Here is a 22,431-nt window from a genome sequence, read left to right on the forward strand (position 1 = left end):
GAACACTTGCTCCGACAAAACAATGTGGGAACTCCACGAACACTTGCTCCGACAAAACAATGTGGGAACTCCACGAACACTTGCTCCGACAAAACAATGTGGGAACTCCACGAACACTTGCTCCGACAAAACAATGTGGGAACTCCACGAACACTTGCTCCGACAAAACAATGTGGGAACTCCACGAACACTTGCTCCGACAAAACAATGTGGGAACTCCACGAACACTTGCTCCGACAAAACAATGTGGGAACTCCACGAAGGCTTGCTCCGACAAAACAATGTGGGAACTCCACGAAGGCTTGCTCCGACAAAACAATGTGGGAACTCCACCGTTTTTGTTTTTACAAGAAACGTAGGAACTCCTAAAAAAGACCAACTTCGCAAGAAAAGGGAGAGTCAAATCGAATGAAAAAGAGCTTCTGGATTCTATATTTATCATTGAGTATCGGATGTTCGAGCACCGGTTACGATCGCGGCCCTTTACCGGAAGTGAATCCGAGTAAAATCGTGATCGATTCCGAGGAAATCAAACACTATCTCTCCCTCAAACCCCAACTCCGATTTCCATTTCGAGTTGGAGTGTATTTTCTGGATCCGGAAGGATACAAATACAGAATCGACGCAAAGGATAAAACCGCGATTCTAAATAGCGAAGAAGTTTTAAAGGCGGAAAAAATCGTCTCTCAAATGTTTCTCATTTCTGCCTCCGTTTACGACTTGGATTCAGAAAAATACGAAAGCGGCTTTCGAAATCACTATCCGAACAGAACCAGAACCTTGGATGGAATCAAAAAGATTCGGATTCTCGCTTCTCGTTACGGAGCCGACGCGGTCTTGGTGATAAAGGCGACCCCGCGTTACGCACAAAAACCGAACATTCTCAGTCTTCTCTATGCGACGATCGTCGGTATTTGGCTAGTTCCCGGATCTTATGGAGAATCCACATTCACATTGGAAGGAACGCTCTGGGACGTAAGAAACGAATATCTTTATCTCACGACGGAATCGGAAGCCTCTTCATCCTCGACAAGACCGTACGGATGGATCGACGAATACTCGATCGTCGCCGAAAGCAAAGAGAAGGCGATTCGGGAATTCTCTGCCGAAATCGTAAAACGATTTAAGAGTATGAAATAAAATTCTAATTTTAGAATATTCTAAAATACTTCAATAGATTTCGATCGCGTACCCTCCGGGGACGCCGACCCCGGTAAATGCGGGGGTATTGTAGCTTAGATTACCGTTCGAATCTACGATCTTATACATGTAAACCGTATTCCCGGTAGATTCGGTAGAGTAGGCGTATTTTCCGCTTGGATCGACGATAAAATTCCTCGTACCTTGGCTTGCCATCAAAGGGCCTCCGACCGGAGTCAAAAGACCCGTCACCGGATTTAGAATTCCAATACTTACGTTAGTGCTAGCGGAAGCGCTGTTTGCCACATAAGCGAAACGGCCGAGCGGATCAAAGTGGATGCTCCACGGAGTTGTTCCCGTCAAAAACCCCCCCGCCAAACTCAGTAAACCGGTCGAATCCATACTAAAAATACTTACCGAATTACCGTTGGAATTGACCCAATAGAGAAATTTACCGGACGGATCCATATTGATTCCGACCGGATTTGAGCCTCCCGGTGTGATGGCGATCGGATTTAAAAGTCCGACGGAATCGATCGAATAACCATTGATATTCCCGCTTGCGAACAAAGGAACAAAAGCGTATTTACCCGTCGGGTCGATCGTAATGTCTCTCGGATCACCGATCGTAGAAATTTGTGCAATCGTGTTCGGAGTCAACGTGCCCGTGTTTGGATCGATCCTGTATTGGTAAATTTCGTTCGTAGGAGAGGCCGCAACCGCGAACGCAAAATTTCCGGAAGGATGAATTTTGAAACTTGTGGCGTTTGCCGCACCGATTCCATTGACGCTGGTTAAGTTACCGGTGGCAGGATCGATCGAATAATAATAAATCGAACCTGAGGATTGATTGGCGCAGTAGAGAAATTTTCCCGAAGGATGGATCGCGAGCGAGATCGCACCCGGCGCCGAAGGAATTGTTGCGGGACTGTTGTTGATCAGAACCCCCGTGGCCGGATCGATCGTAAACATCCAGATATCACCGGTAGTAGGATTGGTTGCATAAGCCCAGTAACCCCTTGTATAAAAACCAGTCTCGGAAGTAAACGTATCGACCATGTTTTCTCCGGAAGAATTGTAAACATCGTTCGTAATCCGAATCTTGTAATTCGTTCCACCTTTAAAAAGTTTCTTTGGTAGAATTTGGATCCTCGGATTTTCGCTCACGTCGAGGGACGCGCCTTCGCAAGAGCTGAAGTTATCCGTACTGAGTTGAATCGAACCGGAACAAACTCCAGGACTGCTCTGAATTGTAAGGCTGCTTGTGTCCATCGACTCGCTGAATGAAAATTGAATATTGCCTCCCCTGGAAACGGAAGAGGTTCCTTCCGCGGGAAAAAGATCCTTCACTTTTAGATTCGCGCTGACCTTGTTTCGGAATCCGCAGGTCGCACTTTTATCGTTGAGGGAAGCCTTGATTAAAAAGATCGTATTGAAGTCTTTGTGAAACGGATCGCACGTATTTTGAGACGGCAATGGTTGGCAATGGATCAGAGATAAAAGGAGAAAAATCGAACACAAAGACAAACCTAAGAACGAGGACTTTTTACAAACTTCTTCGCTCAAAACAAAAAAGGATCGTTTCCAAACCGACTTAAATCCGCCTCTTGGAATAGGACAATAAATTCTTTCCATGTCTCAGACTTGAAATAGAAAAACCCTCTGTCAAGAGGATCGGGGTTTTGAGGAAGGTGCAAAAAATCGTAACTTATAAATGGAATCTCCAAAGAAAATTAGGAAATTCTAATTTGTTTTTGATCCACCGACCGTTTTGTATAAAGTTTCAGTTTCCCGGAAAATTTCAGGTCAAAATTCGGTTATGTCTTTTGGGCCGGGAGGTTTTTTCAAAATGGGGTCGTTCGAAATTCAAACGGAAACAAACTCGAATTACGTTCGTCTTCCTTTTTCGAAGATGTCATCGAGGGAACGATCGGAAAGGATTTCCCCTTTGAAGGATGGAGGATCTATTTTAAAACTTTCGCGTATAAGGGACTTTTTTTGGAGCTCGAAAGTCGAATTTCGAAATCAAACCGTTTCTTCCGGGGAAGAATCCAAAGTTGCGTTGAATCTTATTTGTGGAAGAAAGTTGAATGACTAAAAAGAAAGAGAATGAAACACCTTCACTCGTGGCGCCGGTTTTGAAACAACTTCTTCTTTTTCTCCTCTTCTTCGGAAACCTATCCATAAGGTCTCAGACGGATCCTTTGCTTCGCGGATCTTGGTATGAAGATCAAGAGAAAAAAGAGGAAATACTACACAACAAAGTAATGAAACTCTTTCGAGCCGACGTGCATTTTGTATGGAAGACGGATCTTCAAGGAAGGAACTACAAATTTTATAAAGACGGAAGAGTGGAGTTTTTGATCGATCGGGATTACAAGGAAGTTTTTCCGGACGTCTCCGAGCTCGACGTTCACAGAAGCGAAGCCGAGGCATTGGCGCGATACGGGGAACCGTATTCCGCAATTCGTTTATTAAAAGGGATCGGACTTTGTTATCGGATTCAATTCGGAAAGTTGGTTCCCGAAGGATATCAAACCGCGACGGAAGAATTGAGCCGTTTGATGAAACACATGGCTCACAAAAACAAAGAAGTCTCCGATCTCACAGATCCTTACGGCTGTTCCAGAAAGAATATTCTAAAAATTGAAAGCGCTCCCTTTCGATTTTCTCTGGAGACGACTGCGGATTGGAAACATTATTTTCCGGAACCGGATTCTTCCGAAAGCGGAGAAGAGGAGGATCATATTTGGAAGGTTCGTAGATTTTATAAAACCGTATCTACTGATCTCGATTTGGGGGAATGGGAAAAGGTCTATCAATCCCAGTCTCAAAAATTTCTTGAATTCAAACCGGATCGAATCCTTTTTACGATCGGACTTTCCTATCATCCGGTCGCCGCGGTCTACACCTCAAAAAATTATTTCCAACTCTGGGATCTCAAACGAGGAATCAATCCTCGAACGATCCGAGAGATGAATCTTCGAAGAAAAAAAGAGGACGACGCCTATGTAACCCGGTTCAACTGGATTCACATCGACGGAAGACAAGTTCCTATGGTTATCTTGGAAAAATATTATTTACGGGAGAATCGAGGGCTTTTGTTTTCGATCTCGGGCCCCGAGAAACAGATCGATCCGATCAGACAACTCTGGTCGCAATTGAATCAAAAGTTAACCGTAGAATGAAGATATGATTTTAGCATTGGTAAAAATCGGAGACAGAACTCCGCCGCCAGGTCCTCCTTCGCAAAATTCTGATTGGAAACTTCTTTTTGTTGGCCTTTGTTTTGTGGATGGAATGGCTCTTCTTTTTATTCCTCTTGGAATTTACGGATCCGTATTGGTAACGGCGGCCTTGCTCCTTTTTTTATTTCTTCCGCTTCTATTTCTCGTGATCCGTTTGAGTTCCCGTTTCGGAAATTTATTGTTCGTCGCTTTTTTTTTAAGTCTTCTTTCCGCGGGAGTTTCTTCGCTTTATATCAGCCAGAGTGTAGGATTTTTTTTAAGAATTTCGATCGGACGAAATACAAACCTGATCGAAAACGGCAATTTAGAAAACGAAAGAATTCTGGTCTTTCGCGATGTCAAAATTCTCACCAACTATGTCTCGTCGAGATCCGCAAAAACCGGCAAGGATACCTCATCGCCTAAACCTACGAAGACGATCTACTTTCACGTGGCTCCGCTCGTTTCCAAGACTTGGAAGGAGGGGGATCCGATCTACGTTTGGGTTGCTTGTGAAAGGATGGAACTTCCGAACTGCGACTGGGGAGATTCCGTGCATTTTTGGGGAGAAAATCTCAAAAACCATTCCTTATACGCCTACTATAAACTCGCGGTGCAAGAAGCCGGAAAGATCTATAAGTTTCCGATCGCAGAAGCTCCGATCCTATTTCGGCGCATCGCAAACCCTGAGAAAAGGCTGATTCGGACCGGACTTTACGGACTTTCGGGGCTTTTTTTTCTGAATTATTCCTGGTTTGTCTGCATATTTCTGGGCAGATACTTCGGGAAGGGAAAATGAAAGGACAAAGAAAAAAATCTTCAATTCCCTAAAAAACTTTTTCGTTTGCTAATTTTGATCCTTTATCTTCCGATATTTATACAGAGACGGGTAGTAGAATCAGATTTTCCCTTTCTTCCGTGATACCTTTGGATGAATTCAAAGAATGGAATATAAAGGCGATTCGGATCCTCGGGATGCCTCGGCGCTTCTCTTTCTTTTTGGATCGTGAAGCGGTTAAAAGAATCGGACCTAAGTCTCTAAACGATTTTTTATTTTTGTATTTTGTAACCAGGAGAAATTCTCATGAGGAAGAAGATCATCTTACTTGCCGGACTGCTCTGCATTCTTGCTGTACCAGGTGTCTATAGCCAGCAAACCGGTAACAATCAGGCTGGTGGAAATCAGCAAACAGGCGCGGCCCCGGACCCTCTTGAGAAACTCATTCTCGAGAATTTCGAAGAGGCCGAAGACTGGAGAGCGAAATCCACGACTCCTCTGGGAGAAACCAAGGTTCTCAAAATGGTTCAACGCGGTTTGATGAGAGACGTATTCGACGAGAATACGGTTCCCGATAACGGCGGAGATCAGATCGAAAAGAACCACATCCTCGGAATCAAAACTCATTATACAAATCGAGGTTTTGACAGAGTGGAAGTGTTTCCTCCTCACGAGTATGTGGTGAAAGGAAAAGCTCGCCAGCTTTCGATTTGGGCCCTCGGAAGAAAATTCCGTCACACTCTCTTTGTTAAATTGAGAGATTATAGAGGAAACACTCATAACGTCCGTTTGGGAAGATTGGATTATTTCGGTTGGAGAAAACTGACCGCAACGATACCGGGTTACGTTCCTCAAAGCACAAGATTCGCTCTTCTTGATAAGAATCTTCACTTCGTTTCCTTGTTCGCGGTAAGCGACGTTCACGAAGTGGGCGGACAATTCTACTTTTATGTGGATGATTTGGAAATTCGTGCCGATAAATCGGATGCGAAGTATCCCGGATCTGAAATTAAAGATAACTGGTAATCTTCAAAGAAAGGAAGCAGGCATGGGAAGGTTCATGAACTCGTTCAAAATTACAACAGCTCTCGTGGCGATTCTTGGGGGAATAATTCTTCTGGGATTCGTAAACGGACAAAATATCATCAAAGGCAAACGTGGTATCGATACCGCGACCGGGATCGACGTGAGTGGAATGGAACTTCGTTCCATCACGGTGGAGTCTTGGGATAACCCGGCTCCTTCCGCGGCTTACGGCTGGGAAGTTGCGACGGACAAGGATACACAACAACCTCAGAACGGACAGCAAGTTCAGTATTCACCGACCGCGCAAAACGCTCAATCTTTGAGAGAGGTCAAGCTGATCTCCGGAAAACCCGGAGACATCAAGAATGTGGATTCCGGAACTGCTAAGGTTCTCGGGGTAAAATTTCAATTTACCTTTCCGGGTGAGAACGCGGTTACCGTTCGTCCTCCAAGAGTTCCCGAATATGAAGTTCTTCGTACAAAAGCTTATCTGGATGCAAACAACCAAAGGAAAATTTCCAAAATCTACGGTGTGGAATTTCCCGGGGTCAGTAAAGCGATCTCGGTTTGGGTGTGCGGAAGAGGAAACGAATACAATCTCGAAGGTTGGATTGAAGACTGGAAAGGAGATACTCACATTCTCCAATTCGGATCCCTGGACTTTATCGGATGGAGACCGCTTACGGTTTCTATTCCCCAAGGAGTTCCGCAAGACGTGAATTCTTATCCTCAGGTGAAGACGATCGTTTTCAAACAGTTTAAGATTCGTTCTCGTCCGGATACAAGCGGTGAAACTGTTTATCTTTTCTTTGACGAACTCCGAGTTCTTTCCGACGTCTTTGAAGTTCACTTTGACGGAGCTTCGATCGATTTCGACGACGAAGACTGCAAGAGCAAACACAAACTTGACAAGATGCTCAAGACAAAAGTGGAAAAGGAATGCGGCGGCTCTAACGCAAATAAATAAAACTTTCATCAACGGGATGTTCTAAAATCCCGTTTTCCTATCTCGGTAGGGCCCAAACGAAGGCTTTACCGGGAAATCCCCCTCTCTTTAAATTCTGGTTTACGGATAAGCCAACTCAGCTATAATTGATAAATACAGGGCTGTCAGAGAGGAATTTTACCCCAAACGTCCCAATTTTCATCAAGCCGAGACTCAATCGGTGGAGTATCCTATGTCTAACGAAATATCAGCAACTACGGAATCCAGACCGGCCAGCGATCTGGATAAGCTGACATCTCTTTTCAATGAAGAAATCTATGTTCGCACGGATGCGAATTCAATTCCAGCTTCCAAGTTCAAGATTTTCGACGATCTCATCGAATTTTACAAGTCCGCCGGAAAAATAGACGAAGCAAAACAAAAAATAGAAGAGTATCTTGCAGAACACGAGGATAGTATTTCCGCGCGTTATCTACTTGGAATTCTTTCCTTGGAGAGAGGAGAGATCAGCGACTCCGGTTTATTAAAAAATCTATTAGAATCCTTTAAAGTTGCGGGTAAATGGGCGATCATCGAGCACATTACCGATCAAATTCTAAAATACGGGGACCAAAGACTTGCTTTGAAATACAAAGCGGAAGCCCTGGAAAAATTAAAGAAGAATAAAGAACTCAAAGTCGTTCTTGAAAAACTTGCGAAACACGATCGTAAGAATCCTGAAATTCTAAAAAAATACGCCCTTTCGATCTTGGATGAGAACAAAGAAAGAGCGATCACATATCTCAAACAAGCGATCGAAACTTTTGCGAAAACAAAAGACTATCCTCAGCTGGAGGAAATTTGGCCGATCATCGTTTCGAACAACCACGAAGACATTCAATTTTTTGAAAGAATCGAAAGGATCATGCTCGGTCACAGAGAACGGACGAGACTCGTCGGTTATCTCTATCCGATCGTGGAACCCTATAAACAACTCGAGGATTGGGACAAGGTAGTCTATCTTTTAAAGAAAATTCTCGAACACGAGGCGTCTTCCAACAAAGCAAGAAACGAACTCATCCGCGCCTACAAAGCGAAGTATGCAAATCATTCTCTCTTGGAAGATTTTCTTAAAATGTCCGAGATCGGAAACAATCGTAAACCGATCAAGGTCTGTATCGCGAACTTCGAAAGAAACATCGTATTCGACACCAATAACTATGTTCTTCATAGAAACTGGGGAGTAGGTAAGATCACGTCGATTTCGCCTAACGGAGATTCTATCTTCGTCGATTTTAAAGATAAGAAGGATCACAAACTTTCCATTCAGATGGCGATCACGAGTTTAAAACCTCTGAAAAAGGATCATATCTGGGTGAAGTTTTACGAAAACAAAGAAGAGATCGTGGATCTTTTTAAAAATAATATTCCGGATTTTTTCAAAGAACTCTTAACTTCCTTCGACAACAGAATGGTGACCGCAGACATCAAATCGGAAGTCTCCGGAAAATTCTTACCCTTGGCGGAATGGTCAAAGTGGTGGAACAAAGCAAAGAACGTAATCAAAAAAGAACCGAACATCGGTTTTGATCCAAAGAAAAAGGACGAACTCGTCTACAGAGAGAAAGCGATTTCTCTTTCCGAAGAACTTTCCGAAAAATTCATTCATCAAGCGGATGTTAACAAAAAGTTGGACATCGCGATGGAAGCTCTGGACAACCGCGAGGACGCGGAAGGCGCGATCGAAGCATTCAATCACTTTTATTTCGAGGAAGAAGAAGCGGCGGATCCGGTTCGTAAACTGGTGGCTTATTTATATTTAGAAGCGGCATCGGAAGAACTCGGAGACGAGGAAATTCCCCGTCATTTAACCGAAGCAAAAATCGCGGAACTCATAAAATCGTTACCTACGAGCGCACTCGTTGAAATTTCCACGAAGATCGGAAACGTCGAGATCAAAAAAGGTTATGTGAATCTTCTTCGCAAACACGCAAAAAACCCGGATGAAATTCTTACGGGAATTCTTTTTGAAGTTCCGATCAAGGTTAACAAATACGTTTTCTCCATTCTGGAAGAAGAAGGAAAATTCGACCTTCTGAATGCGTTTATCAAATCGGCGGCCGCGAGAGCGAAAGAAGTTCCGGAAGTTTTTATCTGGATCGCAAAATCGATTCTTACCAAAGTTTGGGAAGGAGAGTGGCTGGCGGCGTCCAAACAAGAAGAACGTCTGGAACTCATTCTCAGAGTTTTCCGTATGTTCAAACCTCTCGCGAAGATCGAAGACAAAGGAACCAAACTCAAGAATGCGTGTAAGGAAATCCTACACGGAAACGAAGACGAAGTTCTCAAGGAAGCGATTCACGCGGGGGATTCCGAATACATCCGCAAACTTTTCGCTCTTTACAAAGAAGTCCCATACTTTACCGATCTAGAAAAGGATCGTCTCTACGCTCTGATCATCGAGTTGAAACCCGACGTCGCTTGGGAAGAAGACGAGGATGAAGACGAAGAAGACGACGATATTCTCAACAGAATTCCGGAAGGTGCGATTCTGGTTACAAGACGGGCGCTCAATCGCAAGAAAGACGAATTCGAACATCTACTCAATGTGGAAATGCCTGAAAACTCCAAAGATATCGGCGAGGCTCAGGAACGAGGCGACTTGCGAGAAAACGCGGAATACAAGGCCGCTATGGAGAAACAGGTTCAGCTGCAAGCCGCGATCAAAAGACTGGAAGCCGAGATTAAGAGCGCGATCATCTTGGATCTTACCAACGTCAAAACCGATAAGATTAATATCGGCGCTACCGTTAAGATGAAAAACGAATCCACGGGAGAAATTGTGACTTACTCGATTCTCGGAGCTTGGGATGCGGACACTGAAAAACATATCATCAGTTATCAGTCTCCGTTGGCAAAATCGCTTCTTAACAAAAAGGTCGGAGATTCTGCGGTTCTAAACCTCACCGGTGCGGAAACCAAGTTTACCGTCCTAGACATCGGACGATCGAACCTTAACCAAGAAGATTAAAAAGACATTCTCTTTTTTGAATGTGAAAATCCCGGGTTGCAGCCGCAATTCGGGATTTTTTTTGTTCCATTTGCAAAACAAGTTCCGATCGTGTTCGCAAAACTTACGCGGATTTGGAATCGTATTCGTTCTTTTCTTTTTCCAACTTTGCATTCAGGATTTCGTTCGGAAGAAGATGTCTCTGGATATAGAGCGATAATTCTTCCGCGTTCAGTTTTTGAATCAATGCATCCGGAATTTTTTCCCAACATCGATCAAACGTCGAGACCGGGTTTAAACCCTTTTCTTTGAGACTTCCCACTTGATCGCAGAGAAATCGAATTCGGATCCGATTTCGTTTGGTGGTGTTCGCCATTGTTTGTATTCTCCTGATACGATCTTTTTCTAAAATCGATATTAACCGACACCCCGGACAAAAACGAATCGAGAGTTATTTTTCTTTATCCTGGTCCCTATTACGTTCGATTTTGATTGGAAGAGTCCTTTCAAAACTTTGAATATACGTTCCGACTTGACAATATAGAACTCAGTCTTTCGTTTGGCTCATGCTTCAAAAACGGAACAACAAAGATCAAAAAAATCTTTCGGAAACAAAAACCCGAACGATTGCCGGTTATGCTCAGGATGGGTCCCTTTATAAAACCACTTTGAACCAAGATTTAAGATCGGGCAGAGTTTTAAAAGGTCTTCCTTCCGATCCCGCGGTTCCAAAGGATCCAAAAGATACGATGACTCCAAAGGAAGTTGCGGCTCTTCTGAAAAGAACCATCCGAAGGGTCGGAGATTATAGAAGGGAAGGTTTGCTCGGGAAGTTTTGGAGGCTTCGAGACGGAAGCGTTTTGTATTCCAGGATCGGCGTAGAAGAATTTTTTAGAAATCATTTTGTGGAAATCGAAGAGGATGTTTAGATCTTATCTATTTTTTTATTTTACAAACGATTTCCATTTACGGTTTTTATTGATTTGTTCGTCGAGCCTTGATAGGCAAAAGTAAAACCTCGTTTCGACGATCTAATTTGTTTTAGAATTCGTTCTCAATATTTTCAGATTTAATTCCTATATCTTATTATGAATCATTCCTGTTTCTATACGGTTTATTGATTCATCAATTTTTGACCTCCGCGCTTCGTATCTCTTCTTCCTCTTATCCTTTCTTTTTAGATTTTTTTCAGAATTTTGTTCTTAAGAATTCTTAGATTTTAAATCAAGATATCGTGTTTTTTGGGACCGATAGGAAATCCCGTCCTTTCCCGTTCATTCCAGACGTAGATTCGTTTTCCAATCCGTTGTAAACTCACCGCAGTGAATGGGATGAGCCGGTTTGGTTTTTCCGCTTTTACAAGGAAGTATTCGTATTTTATGAAATTTGAAGATATAGAATCCGTAATGAATAAGATGATCTTGGAAGTTTTAAAACCAGATCCTCCGATTCCTATGATTTTGGCGGACCAAATCGTGACTTCTCCCGTTTACCCGTACGGCACCTATAAAGTCCTCGAAATGATTCAGGATTTTTCTAAGAGCGCATCCAGATGGATTCAAAAAATCGATTCGGATAGTTTTAAAGAGATCAGTCGTAAAAATCAAAGAACTAGAATCGAAGTTTCCTTTTTGCACGATAGTTCCATCGCTTCGTGCTGGGATCTTTGCGAAAAGGCGATGGATTGGTTCGATTCTTTGGAAGGATTGATCGAATGCGAAAATCTCGGAGTAACACCGGATGTGATTTCGGCTAACGTTCTTGATAGAACCGTTTTGACGGATGCGGGCGTTTACGAATACAAAGCCGGGTTCGAGCTCTTTTTCAAATCGAGGAAATACGGTGAAAAACAAGGCGAATCAACTGCGAGCGCACCAACGGTTGAATTTCAGGAGGAAACATGAGCGCACAGACAATCTCAAAAATAGAACCGATCAGTATCAATCTATTTCTTAGAAATACACCGGTCTCTCAAATGGGGTTTGGATTACCTTTGATTCTTGGAATCAAGGCTCCTACCTACTTTCTACAAGTTTCGAACAATGCTTCGGGACTCGTTTGGAAATCGGCAACTCCTGGAGTTGTTTTTATCCAATTGAAATACGTCGTTTCTGGAAACAGCACGGCCCTCAGCGTAGTTCGCGTTGGAACAGGAACCGAAATCGATCCTTACGTGATTACGGTTAACGTTGCCACTGATTCCTCCGGGATTCCTACTTCTACGGCTCATCAGATCAAACTCGCAGCGGAAGCCGTCGCTAACGTCGCAGGAGCGAGCAAGATCGTGGAAATAATCGAAGTCGCAGAGTCGGGTTCCGGTATCGTCTCCTCTTTTGTTCAAACTCCGTTGGCTTACGAACGTTATATGGAGATTACTTCGGCGGACGATCTTTTGGGGCTCGGATTTACCTCTTTGGATAAGGAATACATTCAGGCGGCAAACGCTTTTAGACAAGCGCCAAGACCAAAGACCGTAGCCGTATTCTTGTTGACTTCCTGGTCGAACGCATCGACTGAAATTTCGACGCTAAGAAGTGGAGGAAAAGACGCTTGGTTTAAAACTATCGCAACCACACACGACAAGACCGAATTACATGCGTTAGGCGACTATCTTGCTTCCATAGAAAAAATGTTTTTTGCCTGCACGGACGATGTCAGCGTTCTGACCGGAAGAAATTCTATCTGGGAATATTTCATTCTTCATAAGAATCCGGATTCTTTTCCAGAAGCGGCTTGGGTTGGAAACTCGGCTCCCCGTAGAGTCGGTTCTTACAACTACGCCTATCTCCCGTTAGATGGTGTTGTTAACTCCGGATACGGCAACTCTCAAGTCAGTTCTATCTTTTCCGAGAACGGCAACTTGATCGTAGACTTCGGCGGTAAACAAGTTCCTTTTCCTGGAATTTCTACAGGACAAGTTTATGCGGACGTGGTCGAAAATCGGGCCTGGTTAAAAGCTCGTTTGAGGGAGAATATCACAAGTCTTTTTCTAAATTCCGACGTCGTGCCTTACACGATACAAGGAATTCAAATGATCGAAGCAAGGATGCGCGAGGTTTTTGTTCAAGCGGGTGTTCAAGGTATCATAGCTCCGGTTGAAACCGAAGCAGATAAAACCAGATCCGATCTCGGAGACTATCAATACAAAATCAACTTGCCTGAAACGATTGATGAAATCCCAACCAACGATCGAAACAATCGAATCCTTCCGAACATCACCTTCTCATGCCGTTTGAGAGGAGCGATCAACGAAGTGGATATCGACGGCGAACTAACCTAAGGAGCATTGGAATGAATGGAATTTGGGATCCAAAAAAATTAAACGTTAACTGCAACGGACGCGACGTATCCGGGATGAGTCAAGCGGACGGGTTCTTTAAAATCGAACCTGTAACAAAAGAATACATCCTGTCTCAAGTCGGCATCAAAGGAGATTGGAACATCTCCGAGGTGTATGACGGAAGGGTGAAACTGACTATCACACTTCTTGGAGATTCTCCGGAGAATGAATTCTTTTACGCGATGGGAGAGGGAAGACTTCCTTGTGTGTTCACGGTTAAGGATAAGAGCGACGGTGGAATGCTTGGTTTCTCCGCTCAGGGTAGAGTTTGGGAAAGGCCGAACATTGAAAAAGGAAAAGAATACAAAGACCGTGCATGGGTCTTTCTTCTTCCCGATTACAAAGGAGTTCTCACAGCATGACAAACGAAAATACAGAAATCGAATCTGCGAATAAAGAGCGTGTATCGGCTAAACGTTCGGCAGTTGGATCCGACACCTCTTCGTCTCCGAGCGAACCTATTTTGGAGACAGTGGATGACGACGCAAGAGTCGCGCAGATTCATTTCGTGGACGGACGGAAGTACAAACTTCAACATCCGGGGAATCGTAAGGCTCTTCGTTGGAGACAAGAGTCGATTTCCCTAACGGAAGGACTCAACCAAGACAAACTTCTAGATAAGTTCTTTAAGTTTTGTGTGAAAGGAGTCGGTCATAGTTTCGAACCTACGTTAGACACGATTGAACCGAATCACGTGGAGGTGTGGCTTCAGATAGCGAACCGATTTCTTAAGTGGGAGTTGGAATAGTCGATTCCCCGATTTCGGCGAGATACCCTCCGAAGAAGCATGGATGAAGTGGATCGATGAGGAAGTTGAAAAGGAACTTTTTATATGGAAACCCTTCATCCTCGGCGCGGCACATTTTTCGCAGCGAGAACTCGAAAATGCGTCCGCCGTACTCTACATTAAAATGATGGAAGTAGTCGATCGGAGAAAAAAAAGAGAAGCCGAAGAAAAGACCGAAGAGTTGAAGTTTTTAGCGAAGCTGATTCGAGGGTCGGGTTTTTGAGAATTTAATTAGAATAAGGTAAGGTTTGGAAATAGAGAGACTATGGCATCAAAAGAATTGAACACAACGATCAAATTGGATCTAAATCCTGCCGATCCTTTTTTGGAAGTTCGAAAAGAGTTAGAGGAACTTCAGTTTCTACTCGAAAACTTTTCGGACTTCACTTTTATTTTCTCCAAATCCGGGATGAGAGCATTTCAGAATTTTGGAGGCGCGATTCAGGAAACTTTTAAGGATGCGCCTGTATTGACTCGATTCTCAAGTAAGATCGGTTTAACCGAGAATGCGATTCGGAGTTTGTATTCTAATACGAGGGGAAATGTCGAATTGGAGAAAGGATTCTCCAATCTTGCAAGGACTTCCGGATTGTCCGAAAAGGAAGTCTCGAAGTTGAACTTTCAACTCGGAATTTCAACTCGAGTTTCGACTTTTCTTTCCTCCGCATTTAAATCAATGGCTACGATCGGGTTAGCCGTGTTTCGATCATTTGTCGGTTCTGCATTCGAAGTGGGTATCGCATTAGAGAAACAGAATACAACGTTGAAAAATATTTCCGGTTCCGAGTATCCAAAACTCAAATCGTCTATCGATGCAACTCTGAAAAGTTCGAAAGGACTTGTAAGCGAGGGAGATCTTCTAAAGTTCGCGAACGATGCTATCAAATCTGGAAATTCGATCGCTTTTATTTCCGAGAATATGGCCGGACTTCAACAAGTCGCAGCCCTAACTTCGACAGATATGTCGACTACGATGAACCAAGCTATGTCTTCGATCAAAGACGGTTCGTTGGATTTTTTTACTCATAACGGGAAACTATTCGAAGCTTACGCCGAGGATTTTGAAAATATCAATCGCTCCGGTTTGTCCGACGCGGCTAAGCGGATAGAAAGAGAAAAGCTCATCGGAACCGCACTTCAAAACAATACCGCATTACAAGGCGCGTATGATTCCCAGCTTAAAACATTCTCGGCTACGATAGAGCGCGTTGATAAGCTCGTTACCATCCTAAAAGAAACTTTCGGAAATCTGATCTTAAACGCATTGGAACCGTTCTTAAGCGTATTCATCAATATATTCGATTACTTCACCGTCGGCGAAAACGCGATGAATCGAGTAAAAAGCGCGATGGTAATACTCGGAAGCGTTATCGTCGGAGCGTTAGTTGCTATAGCTTTGGCTTCGGGAGTGACTCTTTCTTCGCTGCTTGGGATGGCGGTCTCAGCGATTCCCGCTTTGTTTTCGATGGCGGCGGCGGGATGGGCGGCGATTGCCCCTTGGATTCCGTTTATCGCAATTGGGATCGCAGTAGCTGCGGTCATTGCCGGAATCATTCTTCTCGTTCAAGATCTTCTTACTTGGATGGAAGGGGGAAGTTCCATCATCGGTAAATTTTTGGGCGAATCCAAAGAGGCCGCCGGGACGGGGGCTGATATAAAACAGACGCAGCTCGGGAATACCGCAGTGGCTGGGGGAAAGAGCGGTGCAAACGCTCTTGCGAATCTAAAAGGAGATCACAAATCCTTTCTGACCGCAATGACCCCCGGCTCGTCCTTAGGCATTAATAGTTTAAATAATTCTAATGGAGTTTCCAATTCGATGTCGGGATCCTCTTTGTTCCCGAGCCATTCGGGTTCAAATTCTCGAAACGGAAGTATCGTCGTGAATATATCGGAAGTTAATTTAGGTTCTGGTTCATCCAAAGAAGAAGCTCAATCCTTTGCGAAGTATTTGGAAAAAGAATTGGAAAAGGTCGCTCTAAAAATCGGACTCGGATCCGGTTTGTCTCCGGAGGCAATTTAATGGGAATTTTAACGGGAAGGGATCGGATCGCGCTAACGGACGGAGATGATGAAGTCGAGTTGAACGTTTCACTCGACGTTCAATACACATATCCGGCCGAAGTAACACAGCATACTGTAGAAAAAAAAGCAAGAATGACTTCGATAACGGATCACGTAATACCGGGGAAAAGAGGAATCGAATTGAACGCAATTTTATCCTCTTCGGTTTCTGCGCTTTCTCTGACGAATACGACGGTGGATAAAAAGTTAGAAACTCTCGTCCGCTGGCAATCGGATGGAACGTTAGTCACTCTTTTGGGATACGGAACCGGAGGAATCATCGGGCGCATTCTATCCATGCTTCCTTCCTTCTTTCGATTTGTAGAACCTAGCGACCCTGACAACAGATATCTTGGCAAGTCCACGGATGAAATTCCAAACTTACTTCTGGGAGACGTTTCGATTCAAGAAACTAAAGAAAACGGTGACAATGTTTCGGTAGGCATTTCCTTGTTTCCGGTTATGATAGCGGAGGCGAAAACCAGAGAGCTAAAAAGTTCAAAATCTGCCGGTAAAAAAAATCCGCAAAAACAAACAAAAGCCGGGAGTCCGCCTCCCGCAAAATCGACGAGTTGGCTGGGGGCCATGTTTCAATGAATGAGTTTAGCTATCTACCGGTTGATCCGAATGTATTCCCGATTCGTTATACCTATCCGATCGGCGATAACGAATACGAGTTCGAGTTTGCCCAAAACAAACTCGAAGATTTTATCACGGTTGTAGTTCGAGATCAGGAAGATCGAATTCTTTTTTCCTCTCGTTTAATCTACGGTGTTCCATTGAACCATATCGTCGTGGACGGTTTTCCGATTACGATTCGGATTACACCGTTTGATTTGAACGACTACTACAAGGACGAGTTTGTCGATATTCTCGTGAACGTCCGAACATTCGGCAACCAAGTAAAACTCTATTTAGGAGGGGAAATATGATAGGAAATTCTAAACTATTCGGCAGGGTCGCATCACTGGAAATTCTTCCAAAGTCCGGTTTAAGTAAGGAATTCAAATATCCTCCTTTCCACATCGAGTTTGAAACCGAATTGGATAAACTGAATCTTACTCAGGTTACGCTATATAACGTGAATGATGACAGTATGCAGTTGATAGGCGCTAAATCGAAAGGAAAAGGATTCCAATATCCCACGGCATTTTTGAGCGCCGGTTACAAGGATGAAAACGGACTCGTCGTCTCAGGAGAGGTTATCGATCCCAAGTTTAAACAGGACGGTACCAATAAAAAACTCGAGTTTAAGATCAGTGGAAATGTCGGCTCGTGGTCCGGATTTTATATTATGAAAACTTATTCTAATCTTCCCGCTCAGACAGTTATATTAGATATTTTGAAACAAGGTAATATCAAAGCGGGAAAAATCACTCTTGGAGAAAATAAAACGATCAGTTTTAGCGCCAATACGTCTCTCGGAGATTGTATTTCAAGATTCTGTAATTTGACAAAATCTCAATTTTGGTTCCAAGACGGTTTTTTCCATTTAGATAAACGGGATCCTGCAAAAAAGAACAGCGTCATTTTTTTGGACTATTCTTCCGGATTGATAGGAGTTCCTGAAAAAGGGCAGAATACCTGGAAGGTTACGAGTCTTTTTAGGCATAAGTTTAAGAAAAATCTTGTCGTAACCGTAAAAGGAGGGGGACTCGATTCTGATTGTCGAATTGTTGCCGGTAAACATAAATTTTCAACCTTTGATTCTTCCTGTTATTCCGAATTGGAGGTGTTGCCTATATGAAACTCGACGAAGCGGTCTTAGGAGCGATTCAAAATAACTTGTCTAAGGTTCAGGTCGGTCTTCCCGGAATTATTGAATCCTTTAATCCAAGAGAGATGACGGCTAACGTTAAAATTCCTTTTAAAAAAAAGGACGGTGCAGGAGAAGAAAGGCCGTTTCCAGTTTTATCCGGTATTCGGGTTGGAACTCTTTGGGCCGGCGACTTCTTTATCAAACCCGAATACAAACGCGGAGATAAGGTTTGGGTTTCTTTTTCCACACACGATATTTCCGGTGCAATTCGCGGTGCGGATTCGCTCGCATCCGATTCCCTTTTTGATCTTCAGAGCGCTTGTGTGGTTACGGGATTTAAAGGAAACGGAGATACGCCTGCGCTCGCTGCAAATCAACCGGGTCTTTTGATCGGACACAAGGAAGGGAAATCTTTGATACAGCTAAACGGCGATACGATTAAAATCCAAGGAGGTATGATCGATCTTTCCGAATATGCGGTGTTAGGCGAAACATTGGTCAATTTTATCAAATCTCTGATCGACGTTTTTGTGAATAATTCTTCGGTATTTACGACAAATACGGCGCCAGGCACTCCGGCGGGTTTGGCTTCTTCAGTCGTCTCGCAGTTGAATCTTAGGAAAGCAGAGGTTGAACAAATTTTGTCAGGTAAGGTTAAAATAGGATGAAAGGATTAAAGATTGAAAAAGGGGATGTAGTTCGTATTAACGGAAAGCCGGTCGTTATTCAAGATTTGGAATGTTATTCCCAAAGGATCAAACATTCGATCAGGCTCTCGCTTTCCGAATCCGTTTACGAACCTTTTACCGGAATCGATTGGCAAACCGTCTTTTCCTCGAAAATTCCCAGAGAAAGAATCCTGATCGAAATAAAAAAAATCATCCAAAAGGATTCGGAAACCGTATCGGTGAATAACATCGAATTGTTGGAAAACGATTCGAACAAAAGAATTATGAATATTCGATTTATTGCAACTACTATCTACGGAATTATTGCGGAGGAACTATAATGTCTGGCGTTACTGAACAAGGCTTTATTCGAAAAACCAGGGATGAGATCATAGCCGAACTGGAAGAAAATTATAAAACACGTCTTGGGAACGATATCGATCTTTCGATCGTGAGCGAGGATGGAATTCGAATGAGAATTCTCGCCGATGAACTCGATAAAATTCACCAACTTGCCGAAGCGGTCTTTTACTCCAATTTCGCGCATACGGCAACCGGTGTTTCCCTGGATCGGGTTTTGAATCCGCTCGGTTCCGAGCGTCAGCCGGCCAAACGTTCTATTGTCGCTCTTGCGTTTTCAGGACTTGAAGGTGCGTTGATCCCAGCCGGAGTGATTTGTCAGACTGGTTCTGGTATTCTGTTTATTACGATCGAATCCGGCGTCATCGCCGGTGGGACAACTCTTGTCAATGCACAAGCCGTGGAAATCGACTACGGTGTGTCGGGTAACGTTTTGGCAAATACGATCGATACGATCAACACGCCGGTTTCCGGAGTGGATTCCGTAACCAATCCGGAACCGGCTCGTGGCGGAAGATCGATCGAAACAGATTATGAATTTCTAAATCGTTTTATACAAGAAGGCGTAAACGGAGGCTCTTCGGCGGCCAATGTTCAAGGTGCGCTGAATAACTTGGAATCCATTCTGAACGCGGTCGTTTATGAGAACGTATCCGATTTTATGGACGAGGACGGAAGGCCGCCTCATTCGATGGAGGCTGTGATTGAAGGAGGTAGCCCGGAGGAAATCGGAGATCTCTTCTTAAAAAATTGGCCCGGTGGTATTGAAGCTTTCGGCGCTGAGATGACGACCGTCTTGGACAATAAAGGCGTAGCAAGGACTTATTACTTCAATCGCCCCGAGGATGTTTTAGTTTATGTTAATCTCGATATCGTAAAAGATTTGGGACTTTGGGTTCCCGGTTCCGAGTCGATAGTCAAAACGAATTGTATAAAAGTAATCGGCGGGGTGGACACGATCGGCGCAATTTCAACGGCATTCAAAGGAGATGGAACTGGGGCTGATGTTTTCGCGTGGAAGTTGATCGCAGCACAAAGCGGTTTGAGCGAATATGATTCCGTGAAAGTTCTCGGTATCAAATCGATGAACGCGAAGGTCGGATTTTCTTATCCTGCTTTGTTGGACACGTTGGTTATCAGTAGCAGGCAACGTGCCAAGTTGGTAACGGCTAACATTCAGGTGAATTTTGTATGACACATGTGGAAGATGTCTTAAAGAAATATCCGTCTTCTCTTTTCGATCAGGGTCCTGATTCAAACATTGGCAAGAAGTGGCAGGCGGAATTGGATTTATTGAACGAGTCGTTTACGGTCTTAGAAGGGATTCGAGGAATTTCCGACTATAGAAATCAGAGCGGCGCGATTTTAGACCTTATCGGAAAGAATCTAAAACAAGCCAGAAACGGAACCGACGATTTTAGATATCGGGTATTCCTTGCGATTGCAAGACAAAAAATAAAATCGAAAGGTGATATCTTTTCGATGAACGAAATCGGAACTCAAATCCTTGCGGGTACGGGAACGTTATATGAAATTCGAGAGCTATGTTACGGAGGGGTTCCGATGCTCTTGGATGGAAATCTTACGTTGAATGGCGATTATCCGCTTTCAGGCAGTACAAAAAGACCGGCAACAATTCGAGTGATCTTCAATGGTCACGTAGATTCATTGATCGTGGCACCGGAATTCAATTTGGCGATTTCTCAGATCCGAGCGGGAGGAGTGCGATCGATTATCAGCTATCGATTTGAAATTTCTACGTTAGACGGTCGTTTGTATGGTTCCGCATTGCGGCCTTTGGTGATGGACGGAACTTGGGATTGGAACGGTTCGACGTTACTATCAGGGGAGAATGTCAAAATTCTCCCGTATGAAATCGCCTTTGGCTCAAGCGGTCTGGGAGAATTAAGGACTCCACAACCGGAGGACACCGGATTACAAAACGAAGTGTTTCGAAAACTGGTCGAAATCCAAATCAATCTGGACGGCTCGAGAATTTTTAAAACCACGATTAGACAATCCGAATTGGTCGGGTATGACGTTGATGAGATCGGATTGTTTGACGAAGAAGGGAATCTTCTTTTTCTCAAGTCGTTTCCCGCGAAGTCTAAGGACAATTTGATTCTTTATGAATTCGTAATCCGGGAGGAGTTTTTATGATTTGGGTCTTAGCAAGAGAAACAAGCATCGAAATCGCCGGAAAGGATAAGATAAGAATCGAGTTGGTTCCGATTGGAAATTTTCGATCGCAGAAAGGACTGTTTCAATACTGCGAGAAGAAAGGTTGGAAACGTTCGGGATCGGATATGGAAACTGAATTCATTCGAGAATTGGATATGAAACAAATGAAAAAACAGTTGAAGTCCTATTTTTCAATCGAACAGGCGTTTAAGATATATGAAAGATTTATTATATTAGAACAAGACCTAATGGGGTAATTATGGCTGTATTCAACTCTTCTAAAACTAGGACATGGACAAGAAATACTCCGGCGGACGGCGATCTGTTTGACGATGAGGTCGACCGTCAGTATGAGAACTTGCAGTATTTAAAGGATCGTATCGATGTCGCCGAAACGAATTTTATAAACCTGATTCTTCCGCTGGGAAGTATCATAGAAGATAGTTTAAATTTGGCTCCGGTCGCCTACTTCAAAGAAGCGAACGCTCAGGGCATTTCTAGGACTACTTTTTCGGCTCTTTGGAATTCCGTTCGAAGAAACGTATTGGGGATTATACCTGCTACCGATCGGCTCAGCGTGAACTCGCATGGCTGCGAGGAGGGCCAGCTAATTAAATTTTCGTTCACAGGCGGCGGGGTTACGGCTCTTACGAATTATTATGTTCGAAATCCAAGTGAAAATGACTTCCAGATCTCATCCACGCCGACCGGAAGTATCCTCGATCTAACCTCTTCCCAAACGGGGGAAATGCTTGTAAACGTTGAATACGGTTTCGGCGACGGTGCGACAACGTATAACGTTCCGGATCGAAGAGGTCTGTTCTCAAGGGGAGCGGGGATACACGGAACTCGAAGCAAGGCCGCCGGCGGAAATTACGATGGCGGATCGGTAGGATTTGCAGGACAGGATCAAGTGCAAGGGCATGGTCATGAACTTTGGGGTGAGAATGGAAGCGCCGCTGGGTCGTCAACGGTCCATTTTAATTCTCTAGCAGCTAATGTGTCTAATTTATTTTCCGGAGGAGGACCAACAGGTCAACCTGTCCGTAATCTAAACACGGATGGAGTAAACGGCGCACCGCGTATTGGGACCGAAACCACACCCGTCTTTGTAGCGGTAAGATACAAGGTGAGGGTGATCTGAAGTGCGAAAGCGAACCTGATGT

At 43.9% G+C, this 22,431-nt stretch carries 23 protein-coding genes and 1 pseudogene; 22 read left to right on the forward strand and 2 right to left on the reverse strand.

Going from position 1 to position 22,431, the window contains the following annotated elements:
- Positions 1-408: 408 nt before the first annotated feature.
- Positions 409-1,140, forward strand: coding sequence for a hypothetical protein (locus tag JWG45_RS07220; protein WP_205279090.1), 732 nt, complete (start codon positions 409-411; stop codon positions 1,138-1,140).
- Positions 1,141-1,170: 30 nt separating this feature from the next.
- On the opposite strand, the gene JWG45_RS07225 is transcribed toward JWG45_RS07220, so the two are convergent.
- The gene (locus tag JWG45_RS07225) at positions 1,171-2,775 is read right to left on the reverse strand and encodes a beta-propeller fold lactonase family protein (RefSeq protein ID WP_205279091.1); all 1,605 of its coding nucleotides are present in this window, start codon (positions 2,773-2,775) and stop codon (positions 1,171-1,173) included.
- A 548-nt stretch (positions 2,776-3,323) separates the two neighbouring features.
- On the opposite strand from JWG45_RS07225, the pseudogene JWG45_RS07230 reads away from it, so the two are divergent.
- The 5 genes and pseudogenes from JWG45_RS07230 to greA all read left to right on the forward strand — a co-directional run.
- A pseudogene (locus JWG45_RS07230) lies at positions 3,324-4,328 on the forward strand (LIC10775 family protein); the annotation flags it as partial.
- A 4-nt stretch (positions 4,329-4,332) separates the two neighbouring features.
- Entirely contained in the window at positions 4,333-5,166 is an 834-nt protein-coding gene (locus JWG45_RS07235; RefSeq protein WP_205279093.1) for a hypothetical protein, read from the forward strand.
- A 285-nt stretch (positions 5,167-5,451) separates the two neighbouring features.
- Positions 5,452-6,171: a flagellar filament outer layer protein FlaA2 gene (flaA2, locus tag JWG45_RS07240; RefSeq protein ID WP_205279094.1), complete on the forward strand. Its 720-nt coding sequence runs from the start codon at positions 5,452-5,454 to the stop codon at positions 6,169-6,171.
- A 22-nt stretch (positions 6,172-6,193) separates the two neighbouring features.
- Complete coding sequence (gene flaA1 / locus JWG45_RS07245) at positions 6,194-7,138, forward strand: flagellar filament outer layer protein FlaA1 (protein WP_205279095.1); 945 nt, start codon at positions 6,194-6,196, stop codon at positions 7,136-7,138.
- 211 nt (positions 7,139-7,349) lie between these two features.
- A complete protein-coding gene (gene greA, locus JWG45_RS07250) occupies positions 7,350-10,127 on the forward strand; it encodes a transcription elongation factor GreA (protein WP_205279096.1) in 2,778 nt (925 codons plus the stop codon).
- Between the two features lie 103 nt (positions 10,128-10,230).
- On the opposite strand, the gene JWG45_RS07255 is transcribed toward greA, so the two are convergent.
- On the reverse strand, positions 10,231-10,482 hold the full coding sequence (locus JWG45_RS07255; RefSeq protein ID WP_205279097.1) for a hypothetical protein: 252 nt from the start codon (positions 10,480-10,482) through the stop codon (positions 10,231-10,233).
- Between the two features lie 190 nt (positions 10,483-10,672).
- On the opposite strand from JWG45_RS07255, the gene JWG45_RS07260 reads away from it, so the two are divergent.
- The 16 genes from JWG45_RS07260 to JWG45_RS07335 all read left to right on the forward strand — a co-directional run bounded on the left by JWG45_RS07260 (position 10,673) and on the right by JWG45_RS07335 (position 22,409).
- Positions 10,673-11,035: a DNA-binding protein gene (locus JWG45_RS07260; protein ID WP_205279098.1), complete on the forward strand. Its 363-nt coding sequence runs from the start codon at positions 10,673-10,675 to the stop codon at positions 11,033-11,035.
- Between the two features lie 450 nt (positions 11,036-11,485).
- The gene (locus JWG45_RS07265) at positions 11,486-12,010 is read left to right on the forward strand and encodes a phage neck terminator protein (protein ID WP_205279099.1); all 525 of its coding nucleotides are present in this window, start codon (positions 11,486-11,488) and stop codon (positions 12,008-12,010) included.
- Positions 12,007-13,386, forward strand: coding sequence for a DUF3383 family protein (locus JWG45_RS07270; protein ID WP_205279100.1), 1,380 nt, complete (start codon positions 12,007-12,009; stop codon positions 13,384-13,386). The genes JWG45_RS07265 and JWG45_RS07270 overlap by 4 nt, the downstream gene beginning before the upstream one ends.
- Positions 13,387-13,397: 11 nt before the next feature.
- Positions 13,398-13,808, forward strand: a complete 411-nt coding sequence (locus tag JWG45_RS07275) for a phage structural protein (protein ID WP_205279101.1) — start codon at positions 13,398-13,400, stop codon at positions 13,806-13,808.
- Positions 13,805-14,194, forward strand: a complete 390-nt coding sequence (locus tag JWG45_RS07280; RefSeq protein WP_205279102.1) for an LIC_12613 family protein — start codon at positions 13,805-13,807, stop codon at positions 14,192-14,194. The genes JWG45_RS07275 and JWG45_RS07280 overlap by 4 nt, the downstream gene beginning before the upstream one ends.
- A 43-nt stretch (positions 14,195-14,237) precedes the next feature.
- Entirely contained in the window at positions 14,238-14,456 is a 219-nt protein-coding gene (locus JWG45_RS07285; RefSeq protein WP_205279103.1) for a hypothetical protein, read from the forward strand.
- Positions 14,457-14,498: 42 nt separating this feature from the next.
- Positions 14,499-16,256, forward strand: coding sequence for an LIC12611 family phage tail protein (locus tag JWG45_RS07290; protein ID WP_205279104.1), 1,758 nt, complete (start codon positions 14,499-14,501; stop codon positions 16,254-16,256).
- Positions 16,256-16,894, forward strand: a complete 639-nt coding sequence (locus tag JWG45_RS07295) for a phage baseplate protein (protein ID WP_205279105.1) — start codon at positions 16,256-16,258, stop codon at positions 16,892-16,894. The genes JWG45_RS07290 and JWG45_RS07295 overlap by 1 nt, the downstream gene beginning before the upstream one ends.
- A complete protein-coding gene (locus tag JWG45_RS07300; RefSeq protein ID WP_205279106.1) occupies positions 16,891-17,229 on the forward strand; it encodes a phage baseplate plug family protein in 339 nt (112 codons plus the stop codon). The genes JWG45_RS07295 and JWG45_RS07300 overlap by 4 nt, the downstream gene beginning before the upstream one ends.
- Positions 17,226-18,044, forward strand: a complete 819-nt coding sequence (locus JWG45_RS07305; RefSeq protein WP_205279107.1) for a phage protein — start codon at positions 17,226-17,228, stop codon at positions 18,042-18,044. The genes JWG45_RS07300 and JWG45_RS07305 overlap by 4 nt, the downstream gene beginning before the upstream one ends.
- Positions 18,041-18,724 carry a Gp138 family membrane-puncturing spike protein gene (locus JWG45_RS07310; protein WP_205279108.1) on the forward strand — a complete coding sequence of 228 codons (684 nt, stop codon included), beginning with the start codon at positions 18,041-18,043 and terminating at the stop codon, positions 18,722-18,724. Before JWG45_RS07305 ends, JWG45_RS07310 begins: the two co-directional genes overlap by 4 nt.
- Entirely contained in the window at positions 18,721-19,065 is a 345-nt protein-coding gene (locus JWG45_RS07315; RefSeq protein WP_205279109.1) for a GPW/gp25 family protein, read from the forward strand. Before JWG45_RS07310 ends, JWG45_RS07315 begins: the two co-directional genes overlap by 4 nt.
- Entirely contained in the window at positions 19,065-20,279 is a 1,215-nt protein-coding gene (locus tag JWG45_RS07320; RefSeq protein WP_205279110.1) for a baseplate J/gp47 family protein, read from the forward strand. Before JWG45_RS07315 ends, JWG45_RS07320 begins: the two co-directional genes overlap by 1 nt.
- On the forward strand, positions 20,276-21,244 hold the full coding sequence (locus tag JWG45_RS07325) for a phage tail protein (RefSeq protein WP_205279111.1): 969 nt from the start codon (positions 20,276-20,278) through the stop codon (positions 21,242-21,244). Before JWG45_RS07320 ends, JWG45_RS07325 begins: the two co-directional genes overlap by 4 nt.
- Positions 21,241-21,522 (forward strand): LA_1064 family peroxide-responsive upregulated protein, encoded by a 282-nt coding sequence (locus tag JWG45_RS07330; RefSeq protein ID WP_205279112.1) that lies wholly within the window; start codon positions 21,241-21,243, stop codon positions 21,520-21,522. Before JWG45_RS07325 ends, JWG45_RS07330 begins: the two co-directional genes overlap by 4 nt.
- A 2-nt stretch (positions 21,523-21,524) precedes the next feature.
- Positions 21,525-22,409, forward strand: a complete 885-nt coding sequence (locus JWG45_RS07335; RefSeq protein WP_205279113.1) for a hypothetical protein — start codon at positions 21,525-21,527, stop codon at positions 22,407-22,409.
- Positions 22,410-22,431 lie beyond the last annotated feature (22 nt).

Origin of the sequence: Leptospira ainlahdjerensis (assembly GCF_016919175.1) — a bacterium.
Classification (GTDB): Bacteria; Spirochaetota; Leptospiria; order Leptospirales; family Leptospiraceae; genus Leptospira; species Leptospira ainlahdjerensis.

Coding starts and splice junctions, on each gene's coding strand:
- JWG45_RS07220 (WP_205279090.1), top strand. CDS start 409: ATGAAAAAGAGCTTCTGGATTCTATATTTATCATTGAGTATCGGATGT.
- JWG45_RS07225 (WP_205279091.1), bottom strand. CDS start 2,775: ATGGAAAGAATTTATTGTCCTATTCCAAGAGGCGGATTTAAGTCGGTT.
- JWG45_RS07235 (WP_205279093.1), top strand. CDS start 4,333: ATGATTTTAGCATTGGTAAAAATCGGAGACAGAACTCCGCCGCCAGGT.
- flaA2 (WP_205279094.1), top strand. CDS start 5,452: ATGAGGAAGAAGATCATCTTACTTGCCGGACTGCTCTGCATTCTTGCT.
- flaA1 (WP_205279095.1), top strand. CDS start 6,194: ATGGGAAGGTTCATGAACTCGTTCAAAATTACAACAGCTCTCGTGGCG.
- greA (WP_205279096.1), top strand. CDS start 7,350: ATGTCTAACGAAATATCAGCAACTACGGAATCCAGACCGGCCAGCGAT.
- JWG45_RS07255 (WP_205279097.1), bottom strand. CDS start 10,482: ATGGCGAACACCACCAAACGAAATCGGATCCGAATTCGATTTCTCTGC.
- JWG45_RS07260 (WP_205279098.1), top strand. CDS start 10,673: ATGCTTCAAAAACGGAACAACAAAGATCAAAAAAATCTTTCGGAAACA.
- JWG45_RS07265 (WP_205279099.1), top strand. CDS start 11,486: ATGAAATTTGAAGATATAGAATCCGTAATGAATAAGATGATCTTGGAA.
- JWG45_RS07270 (WP_205279100.1), top strand. CDS start 12,007: ATGAGCGCACAGACAATCTCAAAAATAGAACCGATCAGTATCAATCTA.
- JWG45_RS07275 (WP_205279101.1), top strand. CDS start 13,398: ATGAATGGAATTTGGGATCCAAAAAAATTAAACGTTAACTGCAACGGA.
- JWG45_RS07280 (WP_205279102.1), top strand. CDS start 13,805: ATGACAAACGAAAATACAGAAATCGAATCTGCGAATAAAGAGCGTGTA.
- JWG45_RS07285 (WP_205279103.1), top strand. CDS start 14,238: ATGAAGTGGATCGATGAGGAAGTTGAAAAGGAACTTTTTATATGGAAA.
- JWG45_RS07290 (WP_205279104.1), top strand. CDS start 14,499: ATGGCATCAAAAGAATTGAACACAACGATCAAATTGGATCTAAATCCT.
- JWG45_RS07295 (WP_205279105.1), top strand. CDS start 16,256: ATGGGAATTTTAACGGGAAGGGATCGGATCGCGCTAACGGACGGAGAT.
- JWG45_RS07300 (WP_205279106.1), top strand. CDS start 16,891: ATGAATGAGTTTAGCTATCTACCGGTTGATCCGAATGTATTCCCGATT.
- JWG45_RS07305 (WP_205279107.1), top strand. CDS start 17,226: ATGATAGGAAATTCTAAACTATTCGGCAGGGTCGCATCACTGGAAATT.
- JWG45_RS07310 (WP_205279108.1), top strand. CDS start 18,041: ATGAAACTCGACGAAGCGGTCTTAGGAGCGATTCAAAATAACTTGTCT.
- JWG45_RS07315 (WP_205279109.1), top strand. CDS start 18,721: ATGAAAGGATTAAAGATTGAAAAAGGGGATGTAGTTCGTATTAACGGA.
- JWG45_RS07320 (WP_205279110.1), top strand. CDS start 19,065: ATGTCTGGCGTTACTGAACAAGGCTTTATTCGAAAAACCAGGGATGAG.
- JWG45_RS07325 (WP_205279111.1), top strand. CDS start 20,276: ATGACACATGTGGAAGATGTCTTAAAGAAATATCCGTCTTCTCTTTTC.
- JWG45_RS07330 (WP_205279112.1), top strand. CDS start 21,241: ATGATTTGGGTCTTAGCAAGAGAAACAAGCATCGAAATCGCCGGAAAG.
- JWG45_RS07335 (WP_205279113.1), top strand. CDS start 21,525: ATGGCTGTATTCAACTCTTCTAAAACTAGGACATGGACAAGAAATACT.